This window comes from Paracoccus sp. SM22M-07, assembly GCF_001887735.1.
Taxonomy (GTDB): Bacteria; Pseudomonadota; Alphaproteobacteria; order Rhodobacterales; family Rhodobacteraceae; genus Paracoccus.
Genome location: NZ_JPKW01000004.1, coordinates 442,044 through 465,881 on the forward strand (window position 1 = coordinate 442,044; position 23,838 = coordinate 465,881).

General features: G+C 65.7%; 23 protein-coding genes. 14 read left to right on the top strand and 9 right to left on the bottom strand.

What is annotated here, in order from left to right:
* Window positions 1-2: 2 nt before the first annotated feature.
* Together rho and hemJ are read right to left on the bottom strand one after the other, a co-directional pair.
* Window positions 3-1,274: a transcription termination factor Rho gene (rho, locus tag IE00_RS09075; protein WP_072296748.1), complete on the bottom strand. Its 1,272-nt coding sequence runs from the start codon at window positions 1,272-1,274 to the stop codon at window positions 3-5.
* A 127-nt stretch (window positions 1,275-1,401) separates the two neighbouring features.
* On the bottom strand, window positions 1,402-1,848 hold the full coding sequence (gene hemJ, locus IE00_RS09080) for a protoporphyrinogen oxidase HemJ (protein ID WP_072296749.1): 447 nt from the start codon (window positions 1,846-1,848) through the stop codon (window positions 1,402-1,404).
* A gap of 514 nt (window positions 1,849-2,362) precedes the next feature.
* Here hemJ and IE00_RS09085 point away from each other — a divergent pair.
* The 4 genes from IE00_RS09085 (at window position 2,363) to IE00_RS09100 (ending at window position 5,450) form a co-directional block, all read left to right on the top strand.
* On the top strand, window positions 2,363-3,217 hold the full coding sequence (locus IE00_RS09085) for a shikimate dehydrogenase (RefSeq protein WP_072296750.1): 855 nt from the start codon (window positions 2,363-2,365) through the stop codon (window positions 3,215-3,217).
* Entirely contained in the window at window positions 3,214-3,801 is a 588-nt protein-coding gene (coaE, locus tag IE00_RS09090; protein ID WP_072296751.1) for a dephospho-CoA kinase, read from the top strand. The genes IE00_RS09085 and coaE overlap by 4 nt, the downstream gene beginning before the upstream one ends.
* Entirely contained in the window at window positions 3,794-4,498 is a 705-nt protein-coding gene (gene dnaQ / locus IE00_RS09095; protein WP_072296752.1) for a DNA polymerase III subunit epsilon, read from the top strand. The genes coaE and dnaQ overlap by 8 nt, the downstream gene beginning before the upstream one ends.
* A 61-nt stretch (window positions 4,499-4,559) precedes the next feature.
* Window positions 4,560-5,450 carry a YihY/virulence factor BrkB family protein gene (locus IE00_RS09100; protein WP_072296753.1) on the top strand — a complete coding sequence of 297 codons (891 nt, stop codon included), beginning with the start codon at window positions 4,560-4,562 and terminating at the stop codon, window positions 5,448-5,450.
* Between the two features lie 34 nt (window positions 5,451-5,484).
* Here the strand turns inward: IE00_RS09100 and IE00_RS09105 are convergent, their stop codons facing one another.
* The gene (locus IE00_RS09105) at window positions 5,485-6,288 is read right to left on the bottom strand and encodes a response regulator (RefSeq protein ID WP_072296754.1); all 804 of its coding nucleotides are present in this window, start codon (window positions 6,286-6,288) and stop codon (window positions 5,485-5,487) included.
* A gap of 95 nt (window positions 6,289-6,383) precedes the next feature.
* Here IE00_RS09105 and IE00_RS09110 point away from each other — a divergent pair, with 95 nt between their 5' ends.
* The 7 genes from IE00_RS09110 to IE00_RS09140 all read left to right on the top strand — a co-directional run bounded on the left by IE00_RS09110 (window position 6,384) and on the right by IE00_RS09140 (window position 13,120).
* Window positions 6,384-6,530 (top strand): NepR family anti-sigma factor, encoded by a 147-nt coding sequence (locus IE00_RS09110; protein ID WP_072296893.1) that lies wholly within the window; start codon window positions 6,384-6,386, stop codon window positions 6,528-6,530.
* A gap of 55 nt (window positions 6,531-6,585) precedes the next feature.
* Window positions 6,586-7,152, top strand: coding sequence for an RNA polymerase sigma factor (locus tag IE00_RS09115; RefSeq protein ID WP_072296755.1), 567 nt, complete (start codon window positions 6,586-6,588; stop codon window positions 7,150-7,152).
* A gap of 69 nt (window positions 7,153-7,221) precedes the next feature.
* The gene (locus IE00_RS09120; protein ID WP_240493832.1) at window positions 7,222-8,964 is read left to right on the top strand and encodes a sensor histidine kinase; all 1,743 of its coding nucleotides are present in this window, start codon (window positions 7,222-7,224) and stop codon (window positions 8,962-8,964) included.
* A 70-nt stretch (window positions 8,965-9,034) separates the two neighbouring features.
* On the top strand, window positions 9,035-9,715 hold the full coding sequence (locus tag IE00_RS09125) for a paraquat-inducible protein A (protein WP_072296757.1): 681 nt from the start codon (window positions 9,035-9,037) through the stop codon (window positions 9,713-9,715).
* The gene (locus IE00_RS09130; protein ID WP_072296758.1) at window positions 9,712-10,368 is read left to right on the top strand and encodes a paraquat-inducible protein A; all 657 of its coding nucleotides are present in this window, start codon (window positions 9,712-9,714) and stop codon (window positions 10,366-10,368) included. The genes IE00_RS09125 and IE00_RS09130 overlap by 4 nt, the downstream gene beginning before the upstream one ends.
* Before the next feature lie 43 nt (window positions 10,369-10,411).
* Window positions 10,412-12,466, top strand: a complete 2,055-nt coding sequence (locus IE00_RS09135) for an intermembrane transport protein PqiB (RefSeq protein ID WP_072296759.1) — start codon at window positions 10,412-10,414, stop codon at window positions 12,464-12,466.
* Between the two features lie 3 nt (window positions 12,467-12,469).
* Window positions 12,470-13,120, top strand: a complete 651-nt coding sequence (locus IE00_RS09140) for a membrane integrity-associated transporter subunit PqiC (RefSeq protein ID WP_072296760.1) — start codon at window positions 12,470-12,472, stop codon at window positions 13,118-13,120.
* Between the two features lie 77 nt (window positions 13,121-13,197).
* Here IE00_RS09140 and IE00_RS09145 read toward each other — a convergent pair whose 3' ends face one another.
* The 3 genes from IE00_RS09145 to IE00_RS09155 form a co-directional block, all read right to left on the bottom strand.
* Window positions 13,198-13,635 carry a hypothetical protein gene (locus tag IE00_RS09145; protein ID WP_072296761.1) on the bottom strand — a complete coding sequence of 146 codons (438 nt, stop codon included), beginning with the start codon at window positions 13,633-13,635 and terminating at the stop codon, window positions 13,198-13,200.
* A 136-nt stretch (window positions 13,636-13,771) separates the two neighbouring features.
* A complete protein-coding gene (locus tag IE00_RS09150; protein WP_072296762.1) occupies window positions 13,772-15,670 on the bottom strand; it encodes a hypothetical protein in 1,899 nt (632 codons plus the stop codon).
* Complete coding sequence (locus IE00_RS09155) at window positions 15,661-16,719, bottom strand: phosphatase PAP2 family protein (RefSeq protein ID WP_072296763.1); 1,059 nt, start codon at window positions 16,717-16,719, stop codon at window positions 15,661-15,663. Before IE00_RS09155 ends, IE00_RS09150 begins: the two co-directional genes overlap by 10 nt.
* 102 nt (window positions 16,720-16,821) lie before the next feature.
* Here IE00_RS09155 and IE00_RS20100 point away from each other — a divergent pair, with 102 nt between their 5' ends.
* Window positions 16,822-18,357, top strand: coding sequence for a hypothetical protein (locus IE00_RS20100; protein WP_072296764.1), 1,536 nt, complete (start codon window positions 16,822-16,824; stop codon window positions 18,355-18,357).
* Here IE00_RS20100 and IE00_RS09165 read toward each other — a convergent pair.
* The 3 genes from IE00_RS09165 to IE00_RS09175 form a co-directional block, all read right to left on the bottom strand.
* Window positions 18,354-19,133: a 3'(2'),5'-bisphosphate nucleotidase CysQ gene (locus tag IE00_RS09165; RefSeq protein WP_072296765.1), complete on the bottom strand. Its 780-nt coding sequence runs from the start codon at window positions 19,131-19,133 to the stop codon at window positions 18,354-18,356. The genes IE00_RS20100 and IE00_RS09165 overlap by 4 nt on opposite strands.
* Entirely contained in the window at window positions 19,120-20,484 is a 1,365-nt protein-coding gene (locus tag IE00_RS09170) for a TldD/PmbA family protein (RefSeq protein ID WP_072296766.1), read from the bottom strand. The genes IE00_RS09165 and IE00_RS09170 overlap by 14 nt, the downstream gene beginning before the upstream one ends.
* A gap of 71 nt (window positions 20,485-20,555) precedes the next feature.
* The gene (locus tag IE00_RS09175) at window positions 20,556-22,127 is read right to left on the bottom strand and encodes a DUF2125 domain-containing protein (protein WP_072296767.1); all 1,572 of its coding nucleotides are present in this window, start codon (window positions 22,125-22,127) and stop codon (window positions 20,556-20,558) included.
* 90 nt (window positions 22,128-22,217) lie between these two features.
* Here IE00_RS09175 and IE00_RS09180 point away from each other — a divergent pair, with 90 nt between their 5' ends.
* Window positions 22,218-22,856, top strand: coding sequence for an enoyl-CoA hydratase/isomerase family protein (locus IE00_RS09180; RefSeq protein ID WP_139291385.1), 639 nt, complete (start codon window positions 22,218-22,220; stop codon window positions 22,854-22,856).
* 207 nt (window positions 22,857-23,063) lie between these two features.
* The gene (locus IE00_RS09185; RefSeq protein WP_072296769.1) at window positions 23,064-23,837 is read left to right on the top strand and encodes an amino acid ABC transporter substrate-binding protein; all 774 of its coding nucleotides are present in this window, start codon (window positions 23,064-23,066) and stop codon (window positions 23,835-23,837) included.
* Window position 23,838 lies beyond the last annotated feature (1 nt).

The following is a 23,838-nucleotide window of genomic DNA, read 5'->3' on the forward strand; positions in this document are numbered from 1 at the left end:
CGTCAGGCGTTCATCGAGTCGAAGAACTCGGAGTTGCTCTTGGTCTGCTTCAGCTTCGAGATCAGGAATTCGACCGCATCGGTCGTTCCCATCGGGTTCAGGATGCGGCGCAGAAGATAGGTCTTTTGCAGATCCTTGCTGTTGACCAGCAGTTCTTCCTTGCGCGTTCCGGATTTCAGGATGTCCATCGCCGGGAAGACGCGCTTGTCGGCGACCTTGCGATCCAGCACGATCTCGCTGTTACCCGTGCCTTTGAATTCCTCGAAGATCACCTCGTCCATGCGTGATCCGGTGTCGATCAACGCAGTGGCGATGATGGTCAGGCTTCCGCCTTCTTCGATATTGCGGGCAGCACCGAAGAATCGCTTGGGACGCTGCAGGGCGTTCGCATCGACGCCACCGGTCAGAACCTTACCCGAGCTGGGAACGACAGTGTTGAACGCCCTACCAAGTCTTGTGATCGAATCAAGCAAGATGACAACATCTCGCTTATGCTCGACCAAACGCTTGGCCTTTTCGATCACCATTTCCGACACCGCCACGTGCCGGCTGGCCGGCTCGTCGAAGGTCGAAGACACGACTTCGCCGCGCACGCTGCGCTGCATGTCGGTAACTTCTTCGGGACGCTCGTCGATCAGCAGGACGATCAGATAGCACTCGGGGTGATTCTTCTCGATCGAATTGGCGATGTTCTGCAGCAGAACCGTCTTGCCGGTCCGCGGCGGCGCCACGATCAGCGACCGCTGGCCCTTCCCGATCGGCGCAACCAGGTCGATGATCCGGGCGCTGCGATCCTTGATCGTCGGGTCCTCGACCTCCATCGTCAGCCGCTCATTGGGGTAAAGCGGCGTCAGGTTGTCGAAGGCCACCTTGTGGCGCGCCTTTTCAGGCTCCTCGAAGTTGATCTGCTCGACTTTCGTCAGCGCAAAATAGCGTTCGTTATCGCCGGGCGCACGGATCACGCCCTCGACGGAATCGCCGGTGCGCAGCGAATGCTGGCGGATCATGTCGGGGCTGACGTAAATATCATCGGGACCGGGCAGATAGTTCGCCTCGGTGGACCGCAGGAAGCCGAAACCGTCCTGAACGACCTCCAGGACGCCTTCGCCGCCGATATCCCAGCCCTCTTCGGCATGCTCCTTCAGGATCGAGAACATCATCTCGCCCTTGCGCATGGTCGAGGCGTTCTCGATTTCCCATTCCTCCGCCATGGACAGCAGATCGGCCGGGCTTTTGGCCTTCAGGTCGGAGAGATTGAGGCGTTCTTCGGTCATATTGGCGCAAACTTTCAGCCGCACGACGAATCGTTCGGGGAAGGAAAAGTGTTCTGGGAATCCTGTACCGGACGGCCAGGGTTGCGGGGCATTTAAGCGCCGCCCCGCCACGAGTCAATCTTTTCGATCAGAACTTGACGATCACCGCCGTGACGATCGCCACCATCAATAGGGTCGGCAATTCATTCATCATCCTGTAATTCCTGCCGGATTTCGCCTTTCCTTGCGACAATCTGCGGCGCTCGGCGGCGCACCACATGTGAAATGCGCTCATCCCCACGACGCCCGCCGCCTTGACCCAAGGCCAGATCAGCGACCAGTCGACGATTCCCGGCGTCATCACCATGGTCAGTCCGCTGATCCAGGTCGCGATCATGGCCGGGTTCATGATCACGCGCAGCAACTTGTCTTCCATGATGACAAAGCTGGACCGCGGCTCCGCCAGGTCTGCGCCTCGTTCGGCGTGATAGACGAACAACCTGGGCAGATAGAACAGCCCTGCCATCCAGGAAATGACGGCCATGACGTGAAATGCCTTCACCCATGGATAGATCACGAACAGCCAGTCGAACATGCGCACCTCTCTTCTTCTCACTTAAATAAAAGAAAGAAGAAAAGGAATGTTGTTGAAGTAGGGGCTGTGGATAGCAGGATTATCGTGTTTTTCACGAACGCATCCCCAGAATCTCCGCCTGTGGATAAACGTGTTGAAAATTTCGATCGTGAAAAGAAAATCATTTGTAAACAAAGTTATCTTGTGTGGATAAGTTTGCGGATAATGATTTGGCGAACGATTCGTCCACAATCGACGGTTTGGACGACATCAAGTTGTGCACCTGTGGATCAGCAGGGTGGGTTCGCGCTTCGTTCCAGGGTGAAATTCAGCACCTGACAGGGATTGACGCAGTTGCCACCAGGCGCCGGACCGATTCCCCCCGCTTTTTGTCCACAGGGTTCGGCGGCCCATGGACGTTCCGGGGCGCGCCTTCCGGGCCACAACCCGCCTCTTGTGCATTCTTTGGCCTTTTTTCGGGGCATTTTGCGACTTAGGCTGGCCGGACCACGAAGCCGCCAGCGACAAGGTCCCCATGACGGACGAGATTCCCGCCAGCCAGATCATCCACGCCCCCCTCGCCGGGGTGATCGGCATGCCCATCGCCCATTCCCGGTCCCCGCGCCTGCATGGGCACTGGCTGAAACGCTATGGGCTGGCGGGTCATTACGTGCCGATCCCGGTGATGCCCGAACACCTGGCCGAGGTTCTTCGCGTCCTGCCCCGCGCGGGCTTTGTCGGTGCCAACGTGACCATCCCCCACAAGGAGGCCGTGTTGACCCTGGCCGACACGGTCACCGACCGTGCCGCGCTGATCGGGGCGGCGAATACGCTGATCTTCCGTCCCGATGGCAAGATCCACGCCGACAACACCGACGGCTATGGCTTCATCGCCAATCTTCGCCAATCCGCCCCCGACTGGCAGCCTGCCGCCGGTCCGGCAGCCGTCATCGGCGCGGGCGGGGCTGCGCGGGCGGTCGTGGCTTCGCTTCTGGACAGCGGCGTCAGGGAATTGCGGATCACCAACCGCACGCGGCTGCGGGCCGAACAGATCAAGGCCGAATTCGGCGCGCGGCTGGTGGTCTATGATTGGGCGCAGGTCGGTCACATGCTTGAAGGCGCGACGACGGTGGTCAATGCCACCTCGCTTGGAATGGAAGGCAAGCAGCCGCTGCGGGTGCCGCTGGACGCGCTGTCGCCCGACGCCCTTGTCACCGACCTGGTCTACACGCCGCTGATGACCCCCCTGCTGGTCGACGCCAAGGCCCGCGGTTGTCATGTCGTCGATGGCTTGGGCATGCTGCTGCACCAGGCGGCCCCGGGATTCGAACGCTGGTTCGGCCAGCGCCCCGATGTCGATGACGAAGTCCGCCGGATCGTCCTGGAATGACCTATGTCCTTGGCCTGACCGGCAGCATCGGCATGGGGAAATCCACCACCGCCCAGATGTTTCGCGACCTTGGCCACCCGGTCTGGGACGCGGACGAAGCCGTCCACAGGCTCTATGCCGAACAGGGGGCGGCGGTCGCGCCGGTTTCCGCGATGTTTCCCACGGCATTGTCCGGCGCCATGATCGACCGGGCCGCCCTGCGGCAGGTCCTGGCGCGCGATGATCAGGCCCTTGCGCGGCTGGAATCCATCGTCCATCCGCTGGTGGCACGCGATCGCCAGGACTTCATCGCCATGAATGCCGATGCCCTGCTGGTGGTGCTGGACATCCCGCTGCTGTTCGAAAGCGCCAGCCCCCCCGATCTGGATGGCGTGGCGGTCGTCTCGACCGATGCCACGACGCAACGCGATCGGGTCATGGCGCGGCCCGGCATGACCGATGACAGCTTCGCGATGATCCTTGCGCGCCAGATGCCCGACGCCGATAAGCGGGCCCGCGCGGATTGGATCATCCCCACCGACACGCTGCAGGGCGCCCGCGCCGCCGTGCAGCAGATCGTCTCAGAGGTCACTTCCCATGCGTGAGATCGTCCTGGATACGGAAACCACCGGGTTCGACGCTGAAAACGGCGACCGCATCGTCGAGATCGGCGCGCTGGAGCTGTTCAATCACCTGCCCACCGGCAAGACCTTCCACGTCTACATCAATCCCGAACGCAGCATGCCCCAGGGCGCCTTCGAGGTGCATGGCCTGGGCGACGAATTCCTGGCCGACAAACCCAAATTCGCCGAAGTTGCGCAGGGATTCATCGACTTCATCGCCGATGATGCCCGGCTGGTGATCCACAATGCCAGCTTCGACATGAAATTCCTGAACGCCGAACTGAAACGCGCGGGCCATAGGCCGATCCCGTTCGAGCGCGCCCTGGACACGCTGATGATCGCACGGGAACGCTTTCCCGGCTCTCCGGCGACGCTGGATGCGCTTTGCCGCCGCTTCGGTGTCGACAACTCGAACCGCGAACTGCACGGCGCGCTTCTGGACAGCGAATTGCTGGCCGAGGTGTACCTGGAGCTGATCGGCGGCCGCCAGCCCGACCTGGTGCTGGCGCAGGCGGGAAAGGACGACGACGAACCCGGCATCGATGGCCAGATGCGCCCCCGCGCACAGCGCCCCAAGCCGCTTTCCCCCCGCCTGACCGAGGCCGAGGCGCAGGCGCATGCCGATTTCGTGGCCAAGCTGGGTGCGGAATCGGTCTGGGCGCGTTATCAGGCAGGCTGACGCCAGCCTTGCGCCCGTGGTCTTGCGGCATCATGCTGGCGAAAAAGGGACATGGGGCGGCATGATCGACTGGCTAAGGGATATCGGCAGCTTCTGGGGGTCCGTCTTCGAACGGATGGATCAGACCCACATGACCCTGATCGCGGCGGGCGTGGCCTTCTATGGCATGTTCGCGGTCTTTCCGGGCCTTGCCGCCATCATCGCCCTCTGGAGCCTCTGGTTCGATCCGGCAGTCGTGCTGACCTATCTGAACGTCGCGCATGAATTCCTGCCTGACGGTGCCTCGACCATCGTCGACGATCAGGTCACCTCGCTGACCTCGAACGGGCAGACGTCCGTCGGATGGACCTCGTTCCTGTCCTTCATGATCGCGACCATCGCGGCGCGCGCCGGGGTCGATGCGCTGATCCGCGGGTTGAACGCGGCCTATGGCGTCAGGGCGCATTCGACGATCTTCGGCTTCGTGCTGGCCTATGGGCTGACGCTGGTCATCGTGGGCATCTCGCTTGCGGGGTTGGCGACGATCGTCATCGTGCCGGTGGTGCTGAATTTCTTCGTGGTGGCGCCCGTCAGGTCGCTGATGATCACGGCCCTGCCCTGGGCGGGGATGTTCCTGCTGGTTATCCTGACCATCGGCATCCTCTATCGCTATGGCCCGAACGTGAAGACGCCGCGCACGCCGATCTTTACCTGGGGGGCCTTGTTCGCGGCCATGCTGTGGGCGGCGGGATCGATCGCCTTTTCGGCCTATCTGGGCAGCTTCAACAGCTACAACCGCATCTATGGATCCATCGGCACTGTCGTGGCGCTGCTGATGTGGCTGTATCTGGCGGGGTTTTCGGTCCTGCTGGGGGCGCTGATCAATGTCGAGCTGGCCCGTCGCCGCCGCCTCAACGCCGCGCGCGAGGCAAGGCGCGGTTTCGACGAATTGCTGGCCGAGAAGAACAAGTGAAAAAGGGCGCCCGCGTGGGCGCCCTTTTCGGTCCTTAGGCTTGCAGCCCTTCGGTCGAGGCAAAGAACATCGCCTGGCTGACCGCCGAACGAACCTGCTCTTCGCTATAGGGCTTCGAGATCAGGAATGCCGGCTCGGGGCGGTCCCCGGTCAGCAGGCGCTCGGGGAAGGCGGTGATGAAGATCACCGGGATGTCGCCCATGCTGCCCAACAACTCGTTCACGGCATCCACGCCCGACGATCCGTCGGCCAGCTGAATATCCGCTAGGATTAGGTCGGGGCGTTGTTTGCCGGCCAGGTCGATGGCGGCGGTATGGGTGCGCGCGACGCCCGTGACCTCGTGGCCCATCGCCTGAACGATGCCCTTCAGATCCATGGCGATGATCATCTCGTCCTCGATGACCATGACCTTGCCGCGCAGGGTGTTGCCCATCTCGTTCAACGCGATCTGGACAAGTTCTTCCGCCTCGGCGGTGTCGATCTGCATCACGCGGGCGATCTGATCGGCGCGCAGCTCCTCGATCGTGCGCAGCAGCAGGGCTTCGCGGGAATTGGGCGTCAGGCCGCGCAGGTGATCCTGCGCCCGGCGTTCGCGCGCCGTCATGTCGGCCTCTTCCACCGGCTGGCCGGAACTTTGCCAGATCGCGTGGAAGGTCTTGAACAGCGCGATACGCAGATCGTCTTCGCCATCAAGCACGCTCCGATCCGACAGGATCGCTTCAAGCGTGGCGGCCGCATAGTTGTCACCGGCACTCTGGCTTCCGGTCAGGGCACGCGCATAGCGGCGCAGAAACGGAAGCTGTTGGCCGATCGATTGGGCCAGATCTGCAGCAGTCATCACACAGTCCTTTATTTCGTCTATTGCAAGGAACCATCTAGCCCCCCTATCGGTTGCATGGATGTGCGCACAAGTTTGTCGGGACTAACATTATTATGACGCCAAAGCGAGACGACCGTAGGAAAGCGGCAGTGGAAAAACAAATCGATGAGAACTTGAAACGGGTTTACGAACAGGATTCAACTACCGAGGTTCCTGATCGCTTCCTCGAGCTGCTGCAAAAGCTCAAGGAACAGGGATGATATTGACCCTGACCATCCTGCCTTCCGATTCCTTGTTCCACGGTGCCTCCCCCTCATGACCAATACAGCCCTGCCTGATCCGCGCGACCAGCTGGTCGATCATCTTCCGGCGTTGCGGGCCTTTGCCCTGTCGCTGACGCGTGAAGGCGCCGCGGCCGATGATCTGGTGCAGGACACCATCGTCAAGGCGTGGACCAACATGGACAAGTTCCAGGCCGGCACCAATCTGCGCGCATGGCTGTTCACGATTCTGCGCAACACCTTCTATTCCGCCCGCCGCAAGACCAAGCGCGAGGTCAGCGACAGCGACGGCATCCACGCCGCGCGTCAGTCGACCCGCCCCGATCATGACGGCCGTCTGGCGCTGCGCGATTTCCGCTTTGCCTTCGACCGCCTGCCCGACGAACAGCGCGAGGCCCTGATCCTGGTCGGTGCCTCCGGTTTTTCCTATGAGGAAGCCGCCGACATGACGGGCGTGGCTGTCGGGACGGTCAAGTCCCGGGCCAACAGGGGCCGCCGCAAGCTGGCCGAGCTGCTGCACCTTGAACAGGGTGAGGATCTCAACATGACCGATCAGGCGACGCTGGCGGTGATGGCTCAGAACAACTCCAGCTCCCGCTGAGTTGGGGCGATGTTGCGGCGCATATCAAGCCAACTGGAATTCACGCGCAGGCTTGGATTCCGTCTTGGCATGTTGCTGTCCGTCGCCATCCTGCCCATCGGCCTGATCTCTCTGGTCCAGAACCTGCATCTGTCGCAGGAAGCCGAACGCAGCGCCGAGATCGCGCTGCTGGGCCGCACCGCCTCTGCGGCATCGGGCGAACGGGCGCTGCTGCAAAGCGCGCTTGGTTCCGCCGACGCCTTGGGGCCGGCCATCCTTGAAACGCTGGACCGGCCGGAACAATGTGCCGAACTGCTGCGAAATTTCGTCCAGCGCAGCGGGACCTACAGCCACGCGGGCTTCGTGCCGGTGGATGGCTACATGCGATGCAGTTCCGGGATCGATCCGGATCTTGCGGCAGGCGACGGGCTCGACATGTCCTCCAACGAGGTTCTGGTGAACTTCCTTGAGAACCCCGTCACCACCGTCACTTCGGTGCGTCGGGGTGCCGTGACCCGCAGCGCCGTCGTCCTTGTCCAGCAGCCGCTTTACCGCGATCGCGAATTGCTGGGCTATGTCGCCCTGTCCCTGTCGCAGGACCTGTTGCGCTCCACCCATGCCATGGATTTCGGCACCGAAGGCACGCGGATCATGACCTTCAACAGTCGTGGCCGGGTCCTGAACGGCGACGATCTGGCCGGCGGCACGACCGAGGACCTGCTGCCCCGCGATCGCGATCTGGTCACCCTGCTGGGCCGCGGCGAACGGACCTTCCGGGCGGTGGCCAACAACGGCGAAACCCGCGTCTTCACCGTCGTTCCCGTCATTCCCGGCCTTGTCTATGCCCTTGGCAGCTGGAGCCCGCAGACCGCCGGGATCGGGGTCTTCCAGCTGTCGCGGTTTGGTGCGGTCCTTCTGCCCGCGGCGCTGTGGGTGGTGTCGCTGGCCGTGGCCTATTTTGCGGTCTTCCGACTGGTGCTGCGCCACATCACCGTCCTGCGCGGTCAGATGCGCCGTTTTGCCATCGGCAACCGCGACAATGCCCCCCCCGTGCTGCTGGATGCCCCGACCGAGATCACCGATGTCAGCCAGACCTTCCACAACATGGCCCGCATCCTGATCCGCGACGAGGAGGCGATGGAAAAGGCCGTCGCCGAAAAGACCATCCTGCTGAAGGAGGTCCACCACCGGGTGAAGAACAATCTTCAACTGATCGCATCGATCATCAACATGCAAAGCCGGCTGGTCGACGATCCCGATGCCAAGCAGGTGCTGCGATCGGTCCAGGATCGCGTGGCGGCGCTGGCGACGATCTATCGCAATCTCTATCAGGCCGAACAGCTGGATGCAGTGGATGCCGACATGTTGATCACCGACATCATCGGCCAGCTGACGAACGTCACGCAGGGTTCGGGGCGCAGGCTGGCGGTCCAATCCGACATCCAGTCCCTGACCATGATGCCCGATCAGGCCGTGCCGTTGACGCTGCTGGCGACCGAGGCCTTCACCAACGCCCTGAAATACGCGACCAAGCCGCAGGGGGGTTCGCGCCCCTGGGTCAGCGTTTCCTTGACATCGCCCGGGCCGGGTCTGGGCCGGTTGCAGGTGGCGAACTCGGTCGGGGCAGATCCTGCCGAAAGCGGCACGGGCCTTGGCACCCAGCTGATCGAGGCGTTTTCCATGCAGCTGGAAGGCGATGTGGAAACCCGTTCGGAACCGGACCGCTATGTCCTGACCATGACCTTCAAGCTGGCGCAGGGTCATCACGATGCGGGGGGCGACACGCGCAACGTCGTCCTGACATCAGCCGCCAAGGCGGGTTCGCGCCACTGAGGCGGGCATTTCTTGCGCGCGGCCGGGGTGGGCGCTTGCGTCGGTGCGGCGGTGGCCTATCTTGACCGACATGGAACACGAACAAAGCTATGATCTGGCGACGGGTCGCGGGCTGATGGCCTGCCCCAAATGCGACGCCCTACATATCGAGGAAGAGCTGGAGCTGGGCGAGACCGCCCGCTGCACCCGGTGCGGCACGGTCATGGCCAAGCCGCGCGACGGCGCCTTCGTGCAGCTGATCGCGCTGGCCTTCACCTCGATGGTGCTGCTGGTGGGCGCGGTCTTCTTTCCCTTCCTTCAGGTGTCGGCCATGGGGTTCGGCAATGCCAGCTCGCTGTTTGACGTGGCCCTGGCCTTTGCCGACGGTGTGCTGCTGCCGCTGGTCGTCGCCGTGCTGGCGATGATCATCGGCCTTCCCATCATCCGCGCCTTCCTGCTGGTCTATGTGCTGGCACCCCTGGCGCAGGGACGCCCGCCCCACCGCCATGCCGCCCGCGCCTTCCGCTGGTCCGAGGTGATGCGGCCCTGGTCCATGGCCGAGATCTTCGTCATCGGCACTGCCGTGGCGCTGGTCAAGGTGGCGGGGTTGGCATCGGTCCATCTGGGCCCGGCCTTCTGGGCCTTCTGCGCACTGATCTTCGTCAATATCGCCAGCCGCGCCTTCATGTGCCAGACCTCGATCTGGGACGCGATCGAGGATGCGGGCCAGACCGTCGAATTCCACGGCAAACCCCGCAAGGCCAGGGCATGAGCGTTCCTTCCGAAAATGACGGCCCCGTCATGACCGCCCACCGCGCGGGGCTGATCGGGTGCCACAGCTGCGGCCGCGTCTGGACGCAGGATCACGACCAATGCCTGCGCTGCGGGGCGCATCTGTCGCCGCCCGACCGCCGCAGCCTGCAGAAGGTCTGGGCCTGGTGGTTCGCCGGGCTGATCATGTACATCCCCGCCAACCTGTTCCCGATGATGAGCACGCAGACCTTCGCGGGGCTTGCCGGCAATTCCGAATCCACTATCGTCGAAGGCGTGATCGAGCTGATCCATCACGGCAGCTATGACATTGCCGTCATCGTCTTCGTCGCCTCGATCATCGTCCCGATGGGCAAGTTCCTGGCCATCGCCTGGCTGGCCATCGTCGCGGGCCGCCCTGCCACCGTCGATCAGGCCCATACCCGGCTGAAGATCTATGAGGTGGTCGAATTCATCGGCCGCTGGTCGATGATCGACGTCTTCGTGGTGGCCATCCTGTCGGCGCTGGTGCAATTGGGTTTCGTGGCATCGGTTCACCCCGGACCGGCGGCGGCCTCCTTCGCGCTGTCGGTTGCCTTCACGATGCTTTCCGCGCAAAGTTTTGACGCGCGATTGATCTGGCGCGGCCTGCCCTTGCGGTCGAAAAGCGATTGATGCGCCCCGAAACGGACCCTGACGGCCAAGGACAGCGACAAAGATGACTGATACGCCCCCGCCCCTCAAACCGGCCAGTCCGGTGCGCAAGACGGCCACACGCGCGGCCCAGGCAGGCGTGAACGTCATCTGGATCGTGCCCATCGTCGCGCTGATCGTGACCCTGGGCATCGCCTGGAACGCCTTCCGCGACCGTGGCAGCCTGATCGAGGTGGAATTCGCCGACGCGACCGGCATCACCCCCGGCGAAACCTCGTTGCGTTTCCGCGAGATCATCGTGGGACAGGTCGAGGGCGTGTCCTTCAGCGGCGATCTGTCCAAGGTGATCGTCTCGATCCGCGTGGACGGGGATGTCGCGCAATATATCGATTCGGAAGCCAGCTTCTGGATCGTCCGGCCCCAGGTCAGCGCGCAGGGCGTGACGCGCCTTGATACGGTGCTGTCAGGGGCCTTCATCGAAGGTTATTGGGATTCGGAGGTGAACGAGGTCACGACCGAATTCACCGGGCTTGAACGCCCGCCGCTGGTCCGGGGCGACCAGCCCGGCACTTGGGTCACGCTGTCGATGCAAGGCGCGGACGGCCTCAGCGAGGGGGCGCCGGTTCTGTATCGCGGTGTCCAGGTTGGCCGCGTGGAAAACATCCGCCTCTCTGACAATGACGACCGCGTCCTGGCCGACGCCTTCATCGAGGCGCCCCAGGATGCCCGCCTGACGACGGCCAGCGTCTTCTGGGACACTTCGGGCTTTTCGCTGTCGCTTGGTGCCCAGGGGGTCAGCTTCAACGTGAACTCTCTGTCGTCGGTGCTGCAGGGGGGCGTCGCCTTCGACACGATCACCAGCGGCGGCAATCCGATCCGTCCGGGGCATGAATTCCCCGTGCAGGACGATGAAAGCATGGCCCGAAACACGCTGTTCGCCAGCGACGATACCGAACGGCTGCGGGTCGGCATGCTGATCGACGATTCCCTGCAGGGGCTGGAAAAGGGCGCCGACGTCCAGTTCCGCGGCCTGCGCGTCGGTCAGGTGACCGATCTGGCCGTGAACGTCACCAGCGGCGATGGCGACGATACCCAGGTCAAGCAGCTGGTCACCATGGCCATATCGCCGGGCCGCATGGGCCTGCCCGATGATGCCACCGCCGAAGATGCGCTGGCGCTTTTGTCGCGCGAGGTGACCGATACCAGCCTGCGCGCCCGCGTGGCCAGCGCCGGCTTCCTGGGCACCACCCTAATGGTCGAACTGGTGCAGATCCCCGGCGCGGCGCCCGCCACGCTGGATGCCGATTCCGAACCCGTACCGCTGATCCCTTCGGTCGAGGGGGATCTGGACGATTTCACCGCCAGCGCCCAGGGGCTGGTCAACCGCATCGGCAACCTGCCGATCGAGGAATTGCTGAACTCGGCCCGCGACGCGCTGGACAGCGTGACCGCGCTGGCCAGTTCGCAGGACACCCGTGCGATCCCCGCCGCCCTGCGCCAGGCGATCGAGGACGGCAATGTCGCCTTGTCCGACATCAGCAGCATCACCACCGATCTGCGCGACGCCGAAAGCGGCCAGACCATCGCCCGGTTGCTGGAGGACGCTTCGGCCGCCTTCAAGGCGGTCAATGACGCGGCCGTCGACGTCCCCGAGATGGTCGATCAGATCAACGAAGCCGCCGCCTCGGTCGAGGAATTCGGCTTTGCCGAGGTCAGCCTGCAGGTCGAGGGCATCCTGGCCGACCTGCGCGCCATGCTGGGCAGCGAGGATGCCGAGGCTCTGCCCCGCAACCTGTCGAACACGCTGGAAGCGGCAAGCGGTCTTCTGAACGACCTGCGCGACGGCAATGCGGCCGGCAGCCTGAACAGCGCGCTGACGTCGGCCAGCGCCGCCGCGGATGAAATCCAGCGGTCGGTGCAGCAGCTGCCCGAACTGGTCCGCAGCCTGCAAACCACCGCGGCCCGCGCCGATTCGCTGTTTGCCAGCTATGGCAATCGTTCGGCCTTCAACAACGAACTGATCGGGGCGCTGCGCGAATTGCGCCGCGCGACGGAATCCTTCGGGTCGCTGGCCCGCCTGATCGAACGCAACCCCCGCGCCTTCATCCTGGGACGATAAGACATGACGACATCCTTCCTTCGCCTGCCGCTGATCGCCCTGTCGGGACTTGTCCTGCTGGGGGCCTGTTCGGACCCGGAAAAGACGGGACGCTATCTGCTGGACCCGCCGACCGACGGGGTGCGCGTGGCCAACCGTCTTGGCACCGCCGAACTGAAGGACGTGTCCCTGCCCGAATATGCCGCCAATCAGGAGGTCTCGTTCCAGACCGAGGACGGGGCGGTCAGGTCGAACCCGGACAACCTCTGGGCCGACACCCCCGCCCGCGCCTTCACCACCACATTGGCGCGCGCCATCAGCGACGTGTCCGGCGCCACCGTCATCGGAGAGCCCTGGCCCCTGGCCGAACCCCCCGCCCGCGTGGTCGAGGTTCGCGTCGAACGCGCCCTGGCGCGGACCGACAGCATCTATCAATTGTCGGGGCGGTATTTCGTCTCTGATGACGGGCTGAAGGGCAGCGGGGCGAACCATGCCCGCAGCTTTGACATCCGGGTTCCCATGACCTCGGCCACCCCGGCGGGCACGGCGGATGCGGCCAGCCGGGCGATCGCGCAACTGGCGCAGCAGATCGCCACCCTGTCCGGGCCGGGATCGACCATCGCCACCAGCCAGCCTGCCGCCAGCGATCCCTTCGATCTGCCGCCGCTGTTCTGAGACAAGATCGAAGGGGCCGGCAGGATCCTGCCGGCCCCCTTCCCCAAGGGCGTCCCAAAAAAACGGGAAATAACTGGTTACTCGACCTTGCCCGAGGGAAATGCGGCCCGGCGCAATGCGTCGCCGGAAATCCTGATATCTGCGTCTTCGTCACGCCCCAGCACGCGGGTGATGACCGGCAGAACGAAGTGATCGAAACATGACCGGTCGGGATTGAAGGCCCCGGGGGTGCCGATGCCGCCGCAATCCTCGCAATCGGGGATGGTGCCCCAACAGTTCGGACAGGCACCCAAGGCGCAGGCCAGCATCTCGGCGTGATCGATCAGCAGGGCGTTTTCGCGCTGCAACCGCCTTATGCGGGCGTCGTCGCTGCGCCGTTCGCCCTGTTCCGTCCTGTCCTGCAGCCTGTACAACGTCTGGTGCAGGTCGTCCTGGCCGATGGTTTCGGGCCTGCCCCCCAGCATCTGCAAGGCCGAGAACATGGCCCGATATTCGGAAATCCTTTGATCCTTCATGGTGCTTGCTCCTGTCTGGCATTGCATCGCTGTCGCAAGCTGTTTGGACCCATGCCGTGAAACGGACGTGAAAGGAATCACGCCCGAAAGGTCAAAATGCGCAACCCATGATTGAAAATCGTGAAAAAGGCCCGATTCAATCCCGACCAAGCGGTGGCATGGGGGGCAGGATCGGGGGCGGACCGTCGGGCGTTCCACCGGCCAGGGCCTGAACCGCGGCGCGGTTGCCGGGCCGCGCGCCCTGGCCCAACGCGGTTGCCAGCCACCGCGTGACCTGCGGAGCGGCCAGCGAACTGCCCGACATCATCGAAAAGCTGCCGCTGCCCCGCCCGCAGATGCCCATGCCCTGATGACAGATGGCGCGATCGACGGGGACCAGCAGGTCGCCCGCCCGGTCGGTGCCGATCAGCGAATTATACTCGACGGCGCGTCCTTCACGCAGCGACACGGCCCCCGCCCGCAACGTCCGACGGCCCGTGGCATAGGCGTTGACCGTATCGGCGCGCTGCACACGGCCCAGGGCGCTGCTGTCGGGATCACGATCCACGGTGCGCTCGGCCGGGTCGCGGTCGCGGTAATGGGGGTCGTAGAGTCGGCTTTGCCGGGCTTCGCGGGGAAAGCCCCGCAGGACCTCGTCGCGCTGAAGCGATACGTCATGCAGACCCGGCGCGGCATCGGCGGGCAATGACAGGTGCCACAGGCCGGGCTTGATCCAGGCCTCGCCCGGCTTGTCGGGGCAGGTGGGCTGCAGCACCACGGTCACCGCCTGCCGATAACCGCCATCCGGCAGGGCGCTGGTCCCGTGATAGGCGCGCGCCATGTCACGCCCGTCACCATCCTGCAGATGGGTCACCTGACCGACGGCGGTAAAGGCGGTCCAGGCCGGTCCAAAGCCCGGACCCGCCAAGCCGATCTGCAAAGGCTTGTCAGGGGCCGCCTGCAGGACCGGCCCCCAGATTTCCAGCGGCGTGACGGTGCGGTCGTCGGGCGGCACCTGCCAGCCGAGCGTTCCCCCCGCCAGCAGTCTGCCCCGAAGCCGCGCCATGCGGTGATTGCCACTGGGCAGGACGATATGAACCGGCCCCAGATCATCGGCCTGATGATCGGCGATCTGGTCCAGCAGACGTTCGATCACGCTGGTGCCGTCGCGGGGGCCGGCGGTCAGACCAAGGCTGATGTTCAGCACCACCGGCAAGCGGACGCTGTTGCGGGCAAGGCCGCGCCGCGTTTCGATCAGGCGGCACAGGCGACGGGCGCGCGTGATGACGAACAGGACCGAGGCGACCAGCACCCGCGGCGCCAACCCGCCCGAACTGTCGGCGATGACCTTCGGCGCCAGGTTCACGCCGATCAGGGGCCGGTTGCGCGCATCCCGATCGCCCGGCGCATGGCCGGCCGCCAGCAGCGCGACGGCAGCGCCGTGACCGGCGGCAAAGGCGGCCGCGTGCGTGGTCGGGCGGGTCATGTCCACGACCCCCGAAAGGCGATAGAGGCTGTCTTCGGTCGGGATGGTCCCGGATTGCAGCTGCGCCAGCCATGTGCCGATCGCGGCGCCCCTCAGTTCGGTCCCGGCAGGCAGGTCGTGACCCGGTCCATGCGGGTCGAACCGCGCATCCTGCACCCACAGCGCGGCGACGCGGCTGAGGGTAGGCGTCAGGCGCAGGCGTTCATGCACGAAGGGGATCGCATCATCGATCACCCCGATGATGCACCCCCCGTCAGGATCGGGCAGCGCGTCATCCTCCAGATAGGCCAGACGGGGATCGGTCAGGTCCGACCCGTCCAAGGCGCGCGGTGCGGGATTGATCGCATCAATGGGCAGGACCAGCCCCGGCGGTCCCAGCTCCACCACCGGCAGCGCGTCCCCCTCCGACCCGGTCCCATGCCCGAACGCCCGCGCGATCAGGTCCGACGGCAAGGCATCCGCGTCGGGCGGGCTGTCATTGCGGGCGAACCAGTCCTCGGCGCAGCCGCTGTGGTCGGGCGCCGTGCGGGGGGCGGGATTGTTCCAAAAGGGGGGGGCTCTCAGCTCCATCGCGTGTCCCATTCCCGCTGCGCGGCGGCGACCAGGGCCGACCACAGGGGTGCGGGGGCGACGAAATCGGCCTTGGTCCCGAACCTGGTCGAGCCGTCCTTTCCCGCCACCATCAGGTCCAGCACGCCATAGTGGAAATCGCGCGGCTGGTCCCCGGCATCGACGAACCTGCGCCCGTCGAAACTAGCGGTGGCGACCGCCCCGACCGGCATGGCCCGCGCCAGAAGCCACCGCCCCAGCTGGATGCCCAGCACCGCCCCCGCAGCGCTGTCGGCGGGGAAATGCACCCCCGCCACAGTCCTGTTGACCGCGATCCGGCAGGCCAGCCGGAACAGCTGATCGGTGGCCGCGACAGGCGCACCGGGCGTCCGCAACCCCGTCAGCAGCGTGGCCAGGCAGAAGGCCTGCGTGGCATGGCCACTGGGCAGCGAAGGATGGGCGGGACAGGCGATGATCGGCTGCATCCGGTCGCTGAACTGGGTCGGGCGCGGGCAAGCCAGAGCCAGCTTGACGCGCATCACCACCTGGGTGGTCAGGTCCAGCGCGATCCGCAGCATTTCGGTGATCCTGTCGCAGCGGTCCGGCTGCAGCATGACGACCGATCCGAAAAAGGGCAGCAGGCTGCCCGTCTGAACCTCGATCTCGGCGGCGCGGTCGGCGCGCAGTTCGGCGTAATTGCCCACCAGTGGAACGGCCGCGCGGAACTGGGACAGGCCGGGGCGGTCGATGGTGACCAGCGTTCCGCCGCCATGGGAAACCGTCGCCGTCACGGGGGCGCCGGTCTGCGGATCGTCGGGGGTGGAATGGGTCACGGCCAGCCCCTCGGACAATTCGCCCAGCAGGACGGCGCCGCGGTGGTCGGGATGCATCCGCATCAGCCGGTCCCCCGGTGGCAGGATCACGGGGCCCGGCGGATCGCCGACCAGCTGTTCGGTCCCCGAGATGGCATCGCGGCTGCGCATCAGCGCCAGCACCATCTCCAACGGGGCGCTTTCGCCGGCTTCGGACATCTTGGCATGTTTGGCATGCTTGGCGTGAAACAGGGACATGGCAACTCGCGACAAAAGGGCGATGAAACATCATTAACCTATCACACAAACGCGTGAACGGCTAAGCCTGTTGCCAGTTCCGCTGACAGGACCCGTCCCAGGATGCCGCTTCTGACGCTTCGCCTGATGGGCCCGGTCGAACTGACCGGTCCCGCCGATCTGCGCCTGACACCGCGCGGAATGCGGGCGCGTGGCGCGCTGGCGGTGATCGGCACGGCGCGGTCCATGCGCATCACGCGGGCGCGCCTGCAGGACCTGCTGTTCAGCGAACGCGACCCCGAACAGGGCAATGCCAGCCTGCGCCAGGTCCTGCGCGAGATTCGCATCAGCCTTGGCCCGCATCGCGATGCCCTGCTGACCGGGCCGGGCTGGGTGGGGCTGGACCCCGCGATGCTGCGGCTGGACATGTCCGCCCGGCCCGGCCCCGATGGCCAGATCCCGGAATTCGGCGCCGACTTGGACATCCCCGACCCCGAATTCGAAGACTGGCTGCGCGACGTCCGCCGCGCCGCCGAGGCCCATGCCCCCACCGCGATCGAATCGGCCCTGCCGGACCTGGTCTTGGGAACGCCCGTCTCGACCAGCCAGGATGCGATGGTTCTGGCCACGATGATCCTGTCCGAGGCCGCGGGCCGCACCGCCGACCTGCTGCCTGTCGCCATCCACGATGCCGATGCGGTGCCGCGGGGTCCGCATATCCAGATCACCGCGCTGGCCAGCCTGCAGGGCCAGGTCTTCAACCTGTCGGCCATGCTGACGCACCGCCCCAGTGGCCGGGTGATGTGGTCGCAGCGCATGACCTGCCCCTTGGGGGAACTGGGCGCGCAGATGGGCGATTTTACCGCACGATGCTGTCTGGCGATGGTCCAGGTGGTGGATCAGGGGCGCGCGCTGGGGGCGGCGGGGGGAATCTCGTTCGCGGATGTGTTCAGCTTTTCGGCCGACCGACTGGCGCGGGCGGATCAGGTGCTGGAACGGCTGGGCGACAGCATCACCCCCGCGGTGACCCTGTCGCTGCGCGCCTGGATCCGCACGACCTATGCCTTTGAACGCCTGACCGACGATCCCGGCCGCGCCATCGCCGAGGCCGCCGAACTGGCCGCCCGTGCGCGTCAGGCCGCGCCGTTCCACGCCACCGCTTTAGCGGTCAATTCCGTCATCGAAGCCTATCTGGATCGCGACCAGATCGCCTATGACCTGGCGCGTCAGGCGGTGATGGCCGATGGGCAGAACCCGCTGGCGCGGCTGTCGCTGTCGCGCGCGCTGGCGGGCATCGACCGGCTGGAGCAATCGGCCTCGGAGGCGCAGGCCGGTCTGGGTCAGGCGCTGTCCAGCCTGAACCCCGCGAACTGGCATCTGGGGATCGGGGTCGCCAAGATGCGTGCGGGCGACCTGCACGCCGCCATCCATCACCTCGAGGCCGTGCATCGCTTCGCGCCCGACAACCGCCCCGCGCTGCGCTTTCTGGCGGCGCTGCGCTACGCGGTCAAGGATCAGGCCGGCGCGCGCGATGCCCTGCGCGCCCTGCAGCGGCTGGAGCCGGATTTCAGCCTGGATCTGATGGGCAGCGACGGCTATCCGGTGGATACGCTGCGCAGGCTGGGCCTGCTGCAGATCGCGAAATCGCGCCTGGTCTAGGCCAAGGCTTCCAGCAGCTGGCGATGCAGCGTGGGGCCGGCGACGATCAGCCCGTCCACCTGTGCGCGGGGGCTGTTGAACTGCATCGGTCTGCCGTGCCGGTCGGTGACGCGGGCGCCCGCGCGTTCCGCGATCAGGCTGCCCGCCGCGATGTCCCATTCCCACGCCGCCCGAAGCGACAGGGCCGCGTCAAAGCGCCCTTCGGCGGCCAGCGACAGCCGCCAGGCCAGCGAGGACCGGAATTCGCGTCGAAAGGCCGGCATGGCACCGCTGCGCCAGTATTGCCCGTCCGAGATGCCCCGATAGGTCAGCACCCCCGCCCCGTCGATGTCGCGATCGGTCGGCGCGATGGGTTGGCCGTTCAGCAGCGCCGGGCCCTCGGCAGTGGCCGTATAGGTCAGATCCAGCACCGGCAGATGCACCACGGCGGCGATGATCCGGCTGCCATTGGCGATGGCCAGCGAATGGGAAAACCCGTCCTGCCCGTCGATGAAGGCCCGCGTGCCGTCGATCGGATCGACGATGAAGCAGCGCTGCGCGTCCAGGCGGGCGGGGTCGGCCTCGCTCTCCTCGGACAGCCAGCCGTAGCCGGGGCGGGCGCCGGTCAGCATGGCCAGCATGGCGTCGTTGACGGCCAGGTCGGCCTCGGTCACGGGGCCGGCCCCGCCGCCCTTGTCCCATGCGACCGGATCGCGCCGCCAGAATCTCAGGGCGATCTGGCCCGCCTCCTGGGCGGCGCGGATCAGAAGGTCCAGGTCGTCGCTAGGCGCCTGCAACGGTCATCCCCTGCACCAGCAGGCTGGGCACCTGCACGCCGCGCCACGGCAGCGCGTCATCGGCCGCCACCAGCGTCATCAGCATCTCGCGCAGGTTGCCCGCGATGGTGCATTCGTTGACGGCATGGGTGATCTGGCCGTTTTCCACCCAGAAACCCGCCGCGCCACGCGAATAATCGCCCGTCGTCGCGTTGATGGAGGCCCCCAGCATCGAGGTCACCACCAGCCCGCGCCCCATCTGCGCGATCAGCTGGTCCTGGCCGATATCGCCCGGCGTCAGGATGACGTTGCTGTTGGCGGGGGAGGGCGCCGATGCCAGCCCGCGGGCCGCCGAGGCGGTGCTTTCCAGCCCCAGCTTGCGCGCCGTCGCCAGGTCCAGCGTCCAGCCCTGCAGGATGCCGCCCGTCACGATGTCGCGGGGGCGCGTGGCCAGCCCCTCGGCGTCGAAGGGGCGCGACGAGGGATAGCCGGGGCGGTGCGGGTCCTCGGAAAGGGTCATGTGGGCAGGCAGGACCTGTTCGCCCATGTCGCGACGCAGCCAGCTGGCGCCCCGCGCCACGGCCGAGCCGTTCACCGCCGACAGCAGGTGCGCGATCAGCGATGACGACACGCGACGGTCGAACAGGATCGGAAAGGCGCCGGTGGGGGGCTTGCGGGCCCCGGCGCGCGCCAAGGTGCGTTCGGCGGCCAGAAGGCCGATCTCCTCGGGGGTGGGCAGGTCGGCGGCGAAGACGCGGGACTCGCCCGCATAATCGCGCTCCATCCCGGTGCCCTCGCCGGTGATGGCCACGGTGGAGATCACGTGACCGGTTCGCGCATAGCCCCCCGAAAACCCGTTCGAGGCCGCCATCCACATCCGCCGGTGGCTGTAGCTGGCATTGGCGCTTTCGATCTGGCTGATGCCCTTGACCGACAGGGCCGCCGCCTCGGCCCGCAGGGCCAGGTCCTGCAGATGGGCCGGTTCGGGTTCGGGCAGGTCGTCGCAGATGCGCAGCCCCGATGCGTCGCGGATGGTGGCCAGCTGTCCCGGATCGGCCAGGCCCAGGGTGTCGTCCACGGGGGCCTCGCGCGCCATGGCGACGGCGCGGGCCGCCATCTGGGCGATGGCATCACGGGAATGATCCGAGGATGACACCGCCGCCTGCCGTCCGCCGATCAGCACGCGCAGCCCGATATCGACGCTCTCGGCGCGTTCGGACTGTTCCAGCGCGCCGCCGCGCACGTCTATCCCCACAGATCGGCCATCGACGGCCAGGGCATCCGCCTGGTCGGCCCCGGCGCGGCGGGCCGCATCGACCAGCGCCTCGGCCAGATGTTTCAGGCGGTCGGGATCGGCGGACAAGGCGGTCATGCAATGCTCGTGTTCATGAATGGGGTGACGGGCCATGATCGCAGGGATCGCGGCCCGTCAGGGGGTCATCGTTACTTGACCTGCTGCCCGTTTGCAAAGATCGAGCCGCCTTCGCGGAATTCCAGCTCGGTGGTTAGGGTTTCGGGGTCGTCCTGCGCGGGGCGGGCGAACATCGCCATCATCATGCGCAGGCCCATCATCTGCTGTTCAGGGGCGATGCCCATGGCCACGGCATTGTCCAGAAGCGCATTGATGCCGGTAAAGCGGCCCTGCACCGTGCCGACGGGCTGGCTGGGATCGTCGCCGAAGGCCAGGTCGCCGGTGATGTCGGCGGTTGCGCCCACGGCATCCAGCGAGATGTCCTTGATGGTCAGCTGACGCGGCTGGAAGGGCGCCTTGTCGGTTTCGGGATCGGCGAAATTAGGGTCCATGAAGTCGGTGACCAGCACGGCCATGCCCTCCAGGTCGATGTTCAGGCTGGCCGGATCGCGGGGCAGCGTCGATTGCGGATCGATCGCCTGCCAGATCTGGTCGTTCAGGGCCAGGTCCTTCAGACCGTAAGCCAGCGCGAAAGGCTGTTCCTGTTCCGAGGCGATCATCGGCATCACCAGCCGGAAGGTGTTTTCCGCCGCCGTGTATTCGATCGGGAATGGCAGATCGTCCGAGGTCATCTGCACCGCGATCTGTTCGGCCTTGCCCTCATAGCTGAGGCTGTCCTTGTCCATCGCCATGGCCATGGTGCCGTCTTCGATGCCAAAGCTGCCTTCGGCGTTGTTGGTGCGGTCTTCGGCGACATCATGGGATGTGGCGCGGAAATCGCCCTGGACCTTGCCCATCGCGAAGGTGACCTGCCCCGAATACCCGGCCTTCAGCGCCCCCGACGGGTCCGAGGCCATGTCGAAATCGCCCGCGGGCAGGGTGCCCTGCCCCTTGAACTCCAGGTCGTCCAGCGTGACGTTCGACGCGAAGCTGTCCATCGGCAGGTTTTCGGGATCGGGCTGCGGCGCGTCCTCGGGCTGATCGGCGGACTGATCGGCGGGTTCGATATGGGCCGGCCCCGAGGCATTGATCGCCATGACAGTCGTGGCCACCGTTCCCTCGAAGCTTTGGCTGCGGGTGCCGTCCTCGGCCTGCGATGTGGCCTGTTTCGCGGCCATGTCGGTCAGGGTGATGGTCAGGGGCGTTTCGTTGACCTTGTCCTGGCTGCGGCCGTTCACGATCATCTTGGGGACGGTGATGGCATGTTCCATTGCCTCGGGGGTACCGGTGGTCAGGGTCTCGTTGCCGGGGGCGTCGATGGACATGGTGAAACCGACCGGCTTGTCATCCTCGGTGCGGCCCTTCATCTGCAGGTCCATCTGGCCCTCGACGACGGATCGCACGTCGCCGCCACCGGTCTGCTGCATGACGATCCTGGGGATGGTCAGCGTCATGTCCTGTTCGCCTTCGCGCGGCGTCAGCACCAGGTCGGTGACCGTCAGCGTCTGTCCCGCATCGTCGGTCGCCCCGACCTGCATGTCATAGCCCATCTGGCCATAGGTCTGCTGCAGGCTGTCCCAGACCTGCGACGGGGTGACATCCGCCAGCACGGGCCCGGCCCCGATGATCAGGGCGATGGCAGAGGTGGCAATCGGGCGATACATGGCAAAAACCTTTCGGACGCTTGATGTCTGACGAATTCTTGCCACAGTGACCTTCAAAGTTGAAGGGAACTGTTCGTGATCCGCAGCCAGATGACGCAGGGCCTGTGCCTGCTGACGATCGATCGGCCCGACAAGGCCAATGCCCTGACCGAAGCCATGCTGGCGCTGTTGACCCTGGCCCTGCAACAGGGGGCGCGCGACGGGGCGCGGGCGGTGATCCTGACGGGCACGGGGCGGGTCTTTTCGGCAGGCGCCGATATGGAGCAGGCGCGAACCGGGCTTGCGACATCGGCCGAATGGGAACGCCTGTCGGGGCAGGTGGCCGCGATGCCCTGCCTGACCATCGCGGCGCTGAACGGCACGCTGGCGGGGGGTGCCTTCGGGATGGCGCTGGCCTGCGACATCCGGCTGGCGGTCCCGCATGCGGCCTTCTTCTATCCGGTGATGCGGCTGGGCTTTCTGCCCCAGCCCTCCGATCCGGGGCGGCTGACGGCGCTGGTGGGACCGGCAAGGGCGCGGATGATCCTGATGGCGGGCGCCCGCATCGCCGCCCCCGAGGCGCTGGCCTGGGGCCTGGTTGACCGCATCTGCCCGCCCGAGGATCTGATGCAGACGGCGCGCGACCTGGCCGCCGATTGCCTGGGCGCGGACCCCGCGCATGGCGCGGCGATCAAGGCCCTGTGCGATCACGCCGCCGGTCAGGCGGTCCCCTTTCGCGATGGCCTGTGAAACCGCAGGTGGGCCCCTGACGGCCGCATCATTTGTCGGGCCATCGCACGGCCGCATGGAACGATGTTCCGGCGGCGCGGTTTTCTGGCAATGCGCTGTTTCGATCGCCGCATGACCATGCCAAAAGATGTCCTTATTTGGGTGCCGACGGTTGTGCAGCCGGGGACAAGCCCGCATCTAAGGGTCAAGAACACAAGGAGAATTTCGATGCGCAACATCGCCGTCGCCGCCGCTTTGGCCCTGACCACCGCCCTGCCCGCCACCGCCGATACGATCCGCGTGGGCATGTCGGGGGGCTATTTCCCCTTCACCTTCACCCGCGCCGACGAATTGCAGGGTTTCGAGGTGGATTTCATGCGCGCCATCGCCGAGGAGACCGGCGACGAGGTGGAATTCGTCACCATGTCCTTTTCGGGCCTGATCGGCGCGCTGGGTTCGGGGCGCATCGACACCGTCGCCAACCAGATCACCATCACCCCCGAGCGCGAGGCGACCTTCGCCTTCACCCAGCCCTATGTCTATGACGGCGCGCAGGTCGTCGTGAAGAAGGGCAACGAGGACACCATCACCGGCCCCGAGAGCCTCAAGGGCAAATCGGTCGCCGTGAACCTGGGCTCCAACTTCGAGACCCTGCTGAACGAACTGCCCTATGCCGATGAGATCGACATCCGCACCTATGAAAGCAACATCACCCAGGATACCGCGCTGGGCCGGATCGACGCCTTCGTGATGGACCGGGTGTCGTCCTCGCAGGTGATCGCGGAAAGCCCGCTGCCGCTGGCCCTGGCCGGTCAGCCGTTTTCAGAGATCCGCAACGCCCTGCCCTTCCGCAACGATGACGAAGGCAAGGCCCTGCGCGACCGCGTCGATGCGGCCATCACCACCCTGAAGGAGGACGGCACGCTGGCCGAGATCTCTCGGAAATGGCTGAATGCCGACGTGACCCAGCCTGCCCAGGCTGAAGACGCCCCGGCCGAATAAC

What these genes read in the sequence shown, in the direction of transcription:
- rho (WP_072296748.1), bottom strand. Translation starts at nt 1,274, where the DNA reads ATGACCGAAGAACGCCTCAATCTCTCCGACCTGAAGGCCAAAAGCCCG.
- hemJ (WP_072296749.1), bottom strand. Translation starts at nt 1,848, where the DNA reads ATGTTCGACTGGCTGTTCGTGATCTATCCATGGGTGAAGGCATTTCAC.
- IE00_RS09085 (WP_072296750.1), top strand. Translation starts at nt 2,363, where the DNA reads ATGACGGACGAGATTCCCGCCAGCCAGATCATCCACGCCCCCCTCGCC.
- coaE (WP_072296751.1), top strand. Translation starts at nt 3,214, where the DNA reads ATGACCTATGTCCTTGGCCTGACCGGCAGCATCGGCATGGGGAAATCC.
- dnaQ (WP_072296752.1), top strand. Translation starts at nt 3,794, where the DNA reads ATGCGTGAGATCGTCCTGGATACGGAAACCACCGGGTTCGACGCTGAA.
- IE00_RS09100 (WP_072296753.1), top strand. Translation starts at nt 4,560, where the DNA reads ATGATCGACTGGCTAAGGGATATCGGCAGCTTCTGGGGGTCCGTCTTC.
- IE00_RS09105 (WP_072296754.1), bottom strand. Translation starts at nt 6,288, where the DNA reads ATGACTGCTGCAGATCTGGCCCAATCGATCGGCCAACAGCTTCCGTTT.
- IE00_RS09110 (WP_072296893.1), top strand. Translation starts at nt 6,384, where the DNA reads ATGACGCCAAAGCGAGACGACCGTAGGAAAGCGGCAGTGGAAAAACAA.
- IE00_RS09115 (WP_072296755.1), top strand. Translation starts at nt 6,586, where the DNA reads ATGACCAATACAGCCCTGCCTGATCCGCGCGACCAGCTGGTCGATCAT.
- IE00_RS09120 (WP_240493832.1), top strand. Translation starts at nt 7,222, where the DNA reads ATGTTGCTGTCCGTCGCCATCCTGCCCATCGGCCTGATCTCTCTGGTC.
- IE00_RS09125 (WP_072296757.1), top strand. Translation starts at nt 9,035, where the DNA reads ATGGAACACGAACAAAGCTATGATCTGGCGACGGGTCGCGGGCTGATG.
- IE00_RS09130 (WP_072296758.1), top strand. Translation starts at nt 9,712, where the DNA reads ATGAGCGTTCCTTCCGAAAATGACGGCCCCGTCATGACCGCCCACCGC.
- IE00_RS09135 (WP_072296759.1), top strand. Translation starts at nt 10,412, where the DNA reads ATGACTGATACGCCCCCGCCCCTCAAACCGGCCAGTCCGGTGCGCAAG.
- IE00_RS09140 (WP_072296760.1), top strand. Translation starts at nt 12,470, where the DNA reads ATGACGACATCCTTCCTTCGCCTGCCGCTGATCGCCCTGTCGGGACTT.
- IE00_RS09145 (WP_072296761.1), bottom strand. Translation starts at nt 13,635, where the DNA reads ATGAAGGATCAAAGGATTTCCGAATATCGGGCCATGTTCTCGGCCTTG.
- IE00_RS09150 (WP_072296762.1), bottom strand. Translation starts at nt 15,670, where the DNA reads ATGGAGCTGAGAGCCCCCCCCTTTTGGAACAATCCCGCCCCCCGCACG.
- IE00_RS09155 (WP_072296763.1), bottom strand. Translation starts at nt 16,719, where the DNA reads ATGTCCCTGTTTCACGCCAAGCATGCCAAACATGCCAAGATGTCCGAA.
- IE00_RS20100 (WP_072296764.1), top strand. Translation starts at nt 16,822, where the DNA reads ATGCCGCTTCTGACGCTTCGCCTGATGGGCCCGGTCGAACTGACCGGT.
- IE00_RS09170 (WP_072296766.1), bottom strand. Translation starts at nt 20,484, where the DNA reads ATGACCGCCTTGTCCGCCGATCCCGACCGCCTGAAACATCTGGCCGAG.
- IE00_RS09175 (WP_072296767.1), bottom strand. Translation starts at nt 22,127, where the DNA reads ATGTATCGCCCGATTGCCACCTCTGCCATCGCCCTGATCATCGGGGCC.
- IE00_RS09180 (WP_139291385.1), top strand. Translation starts at nt 22,218, where the DNA reads ATGACGCAGGGCCTGTGCCTGCTGACGATCGATCGGCCCGACAAGGCC.
- IE00_RS09185 (WP_072296769.1), top strand. Translation starts at nt 23,064, where the DNA reads ATGCGCAACATCGCCGTCGCCGCCGCTTTGGCCCTGACCACCGCCCTG.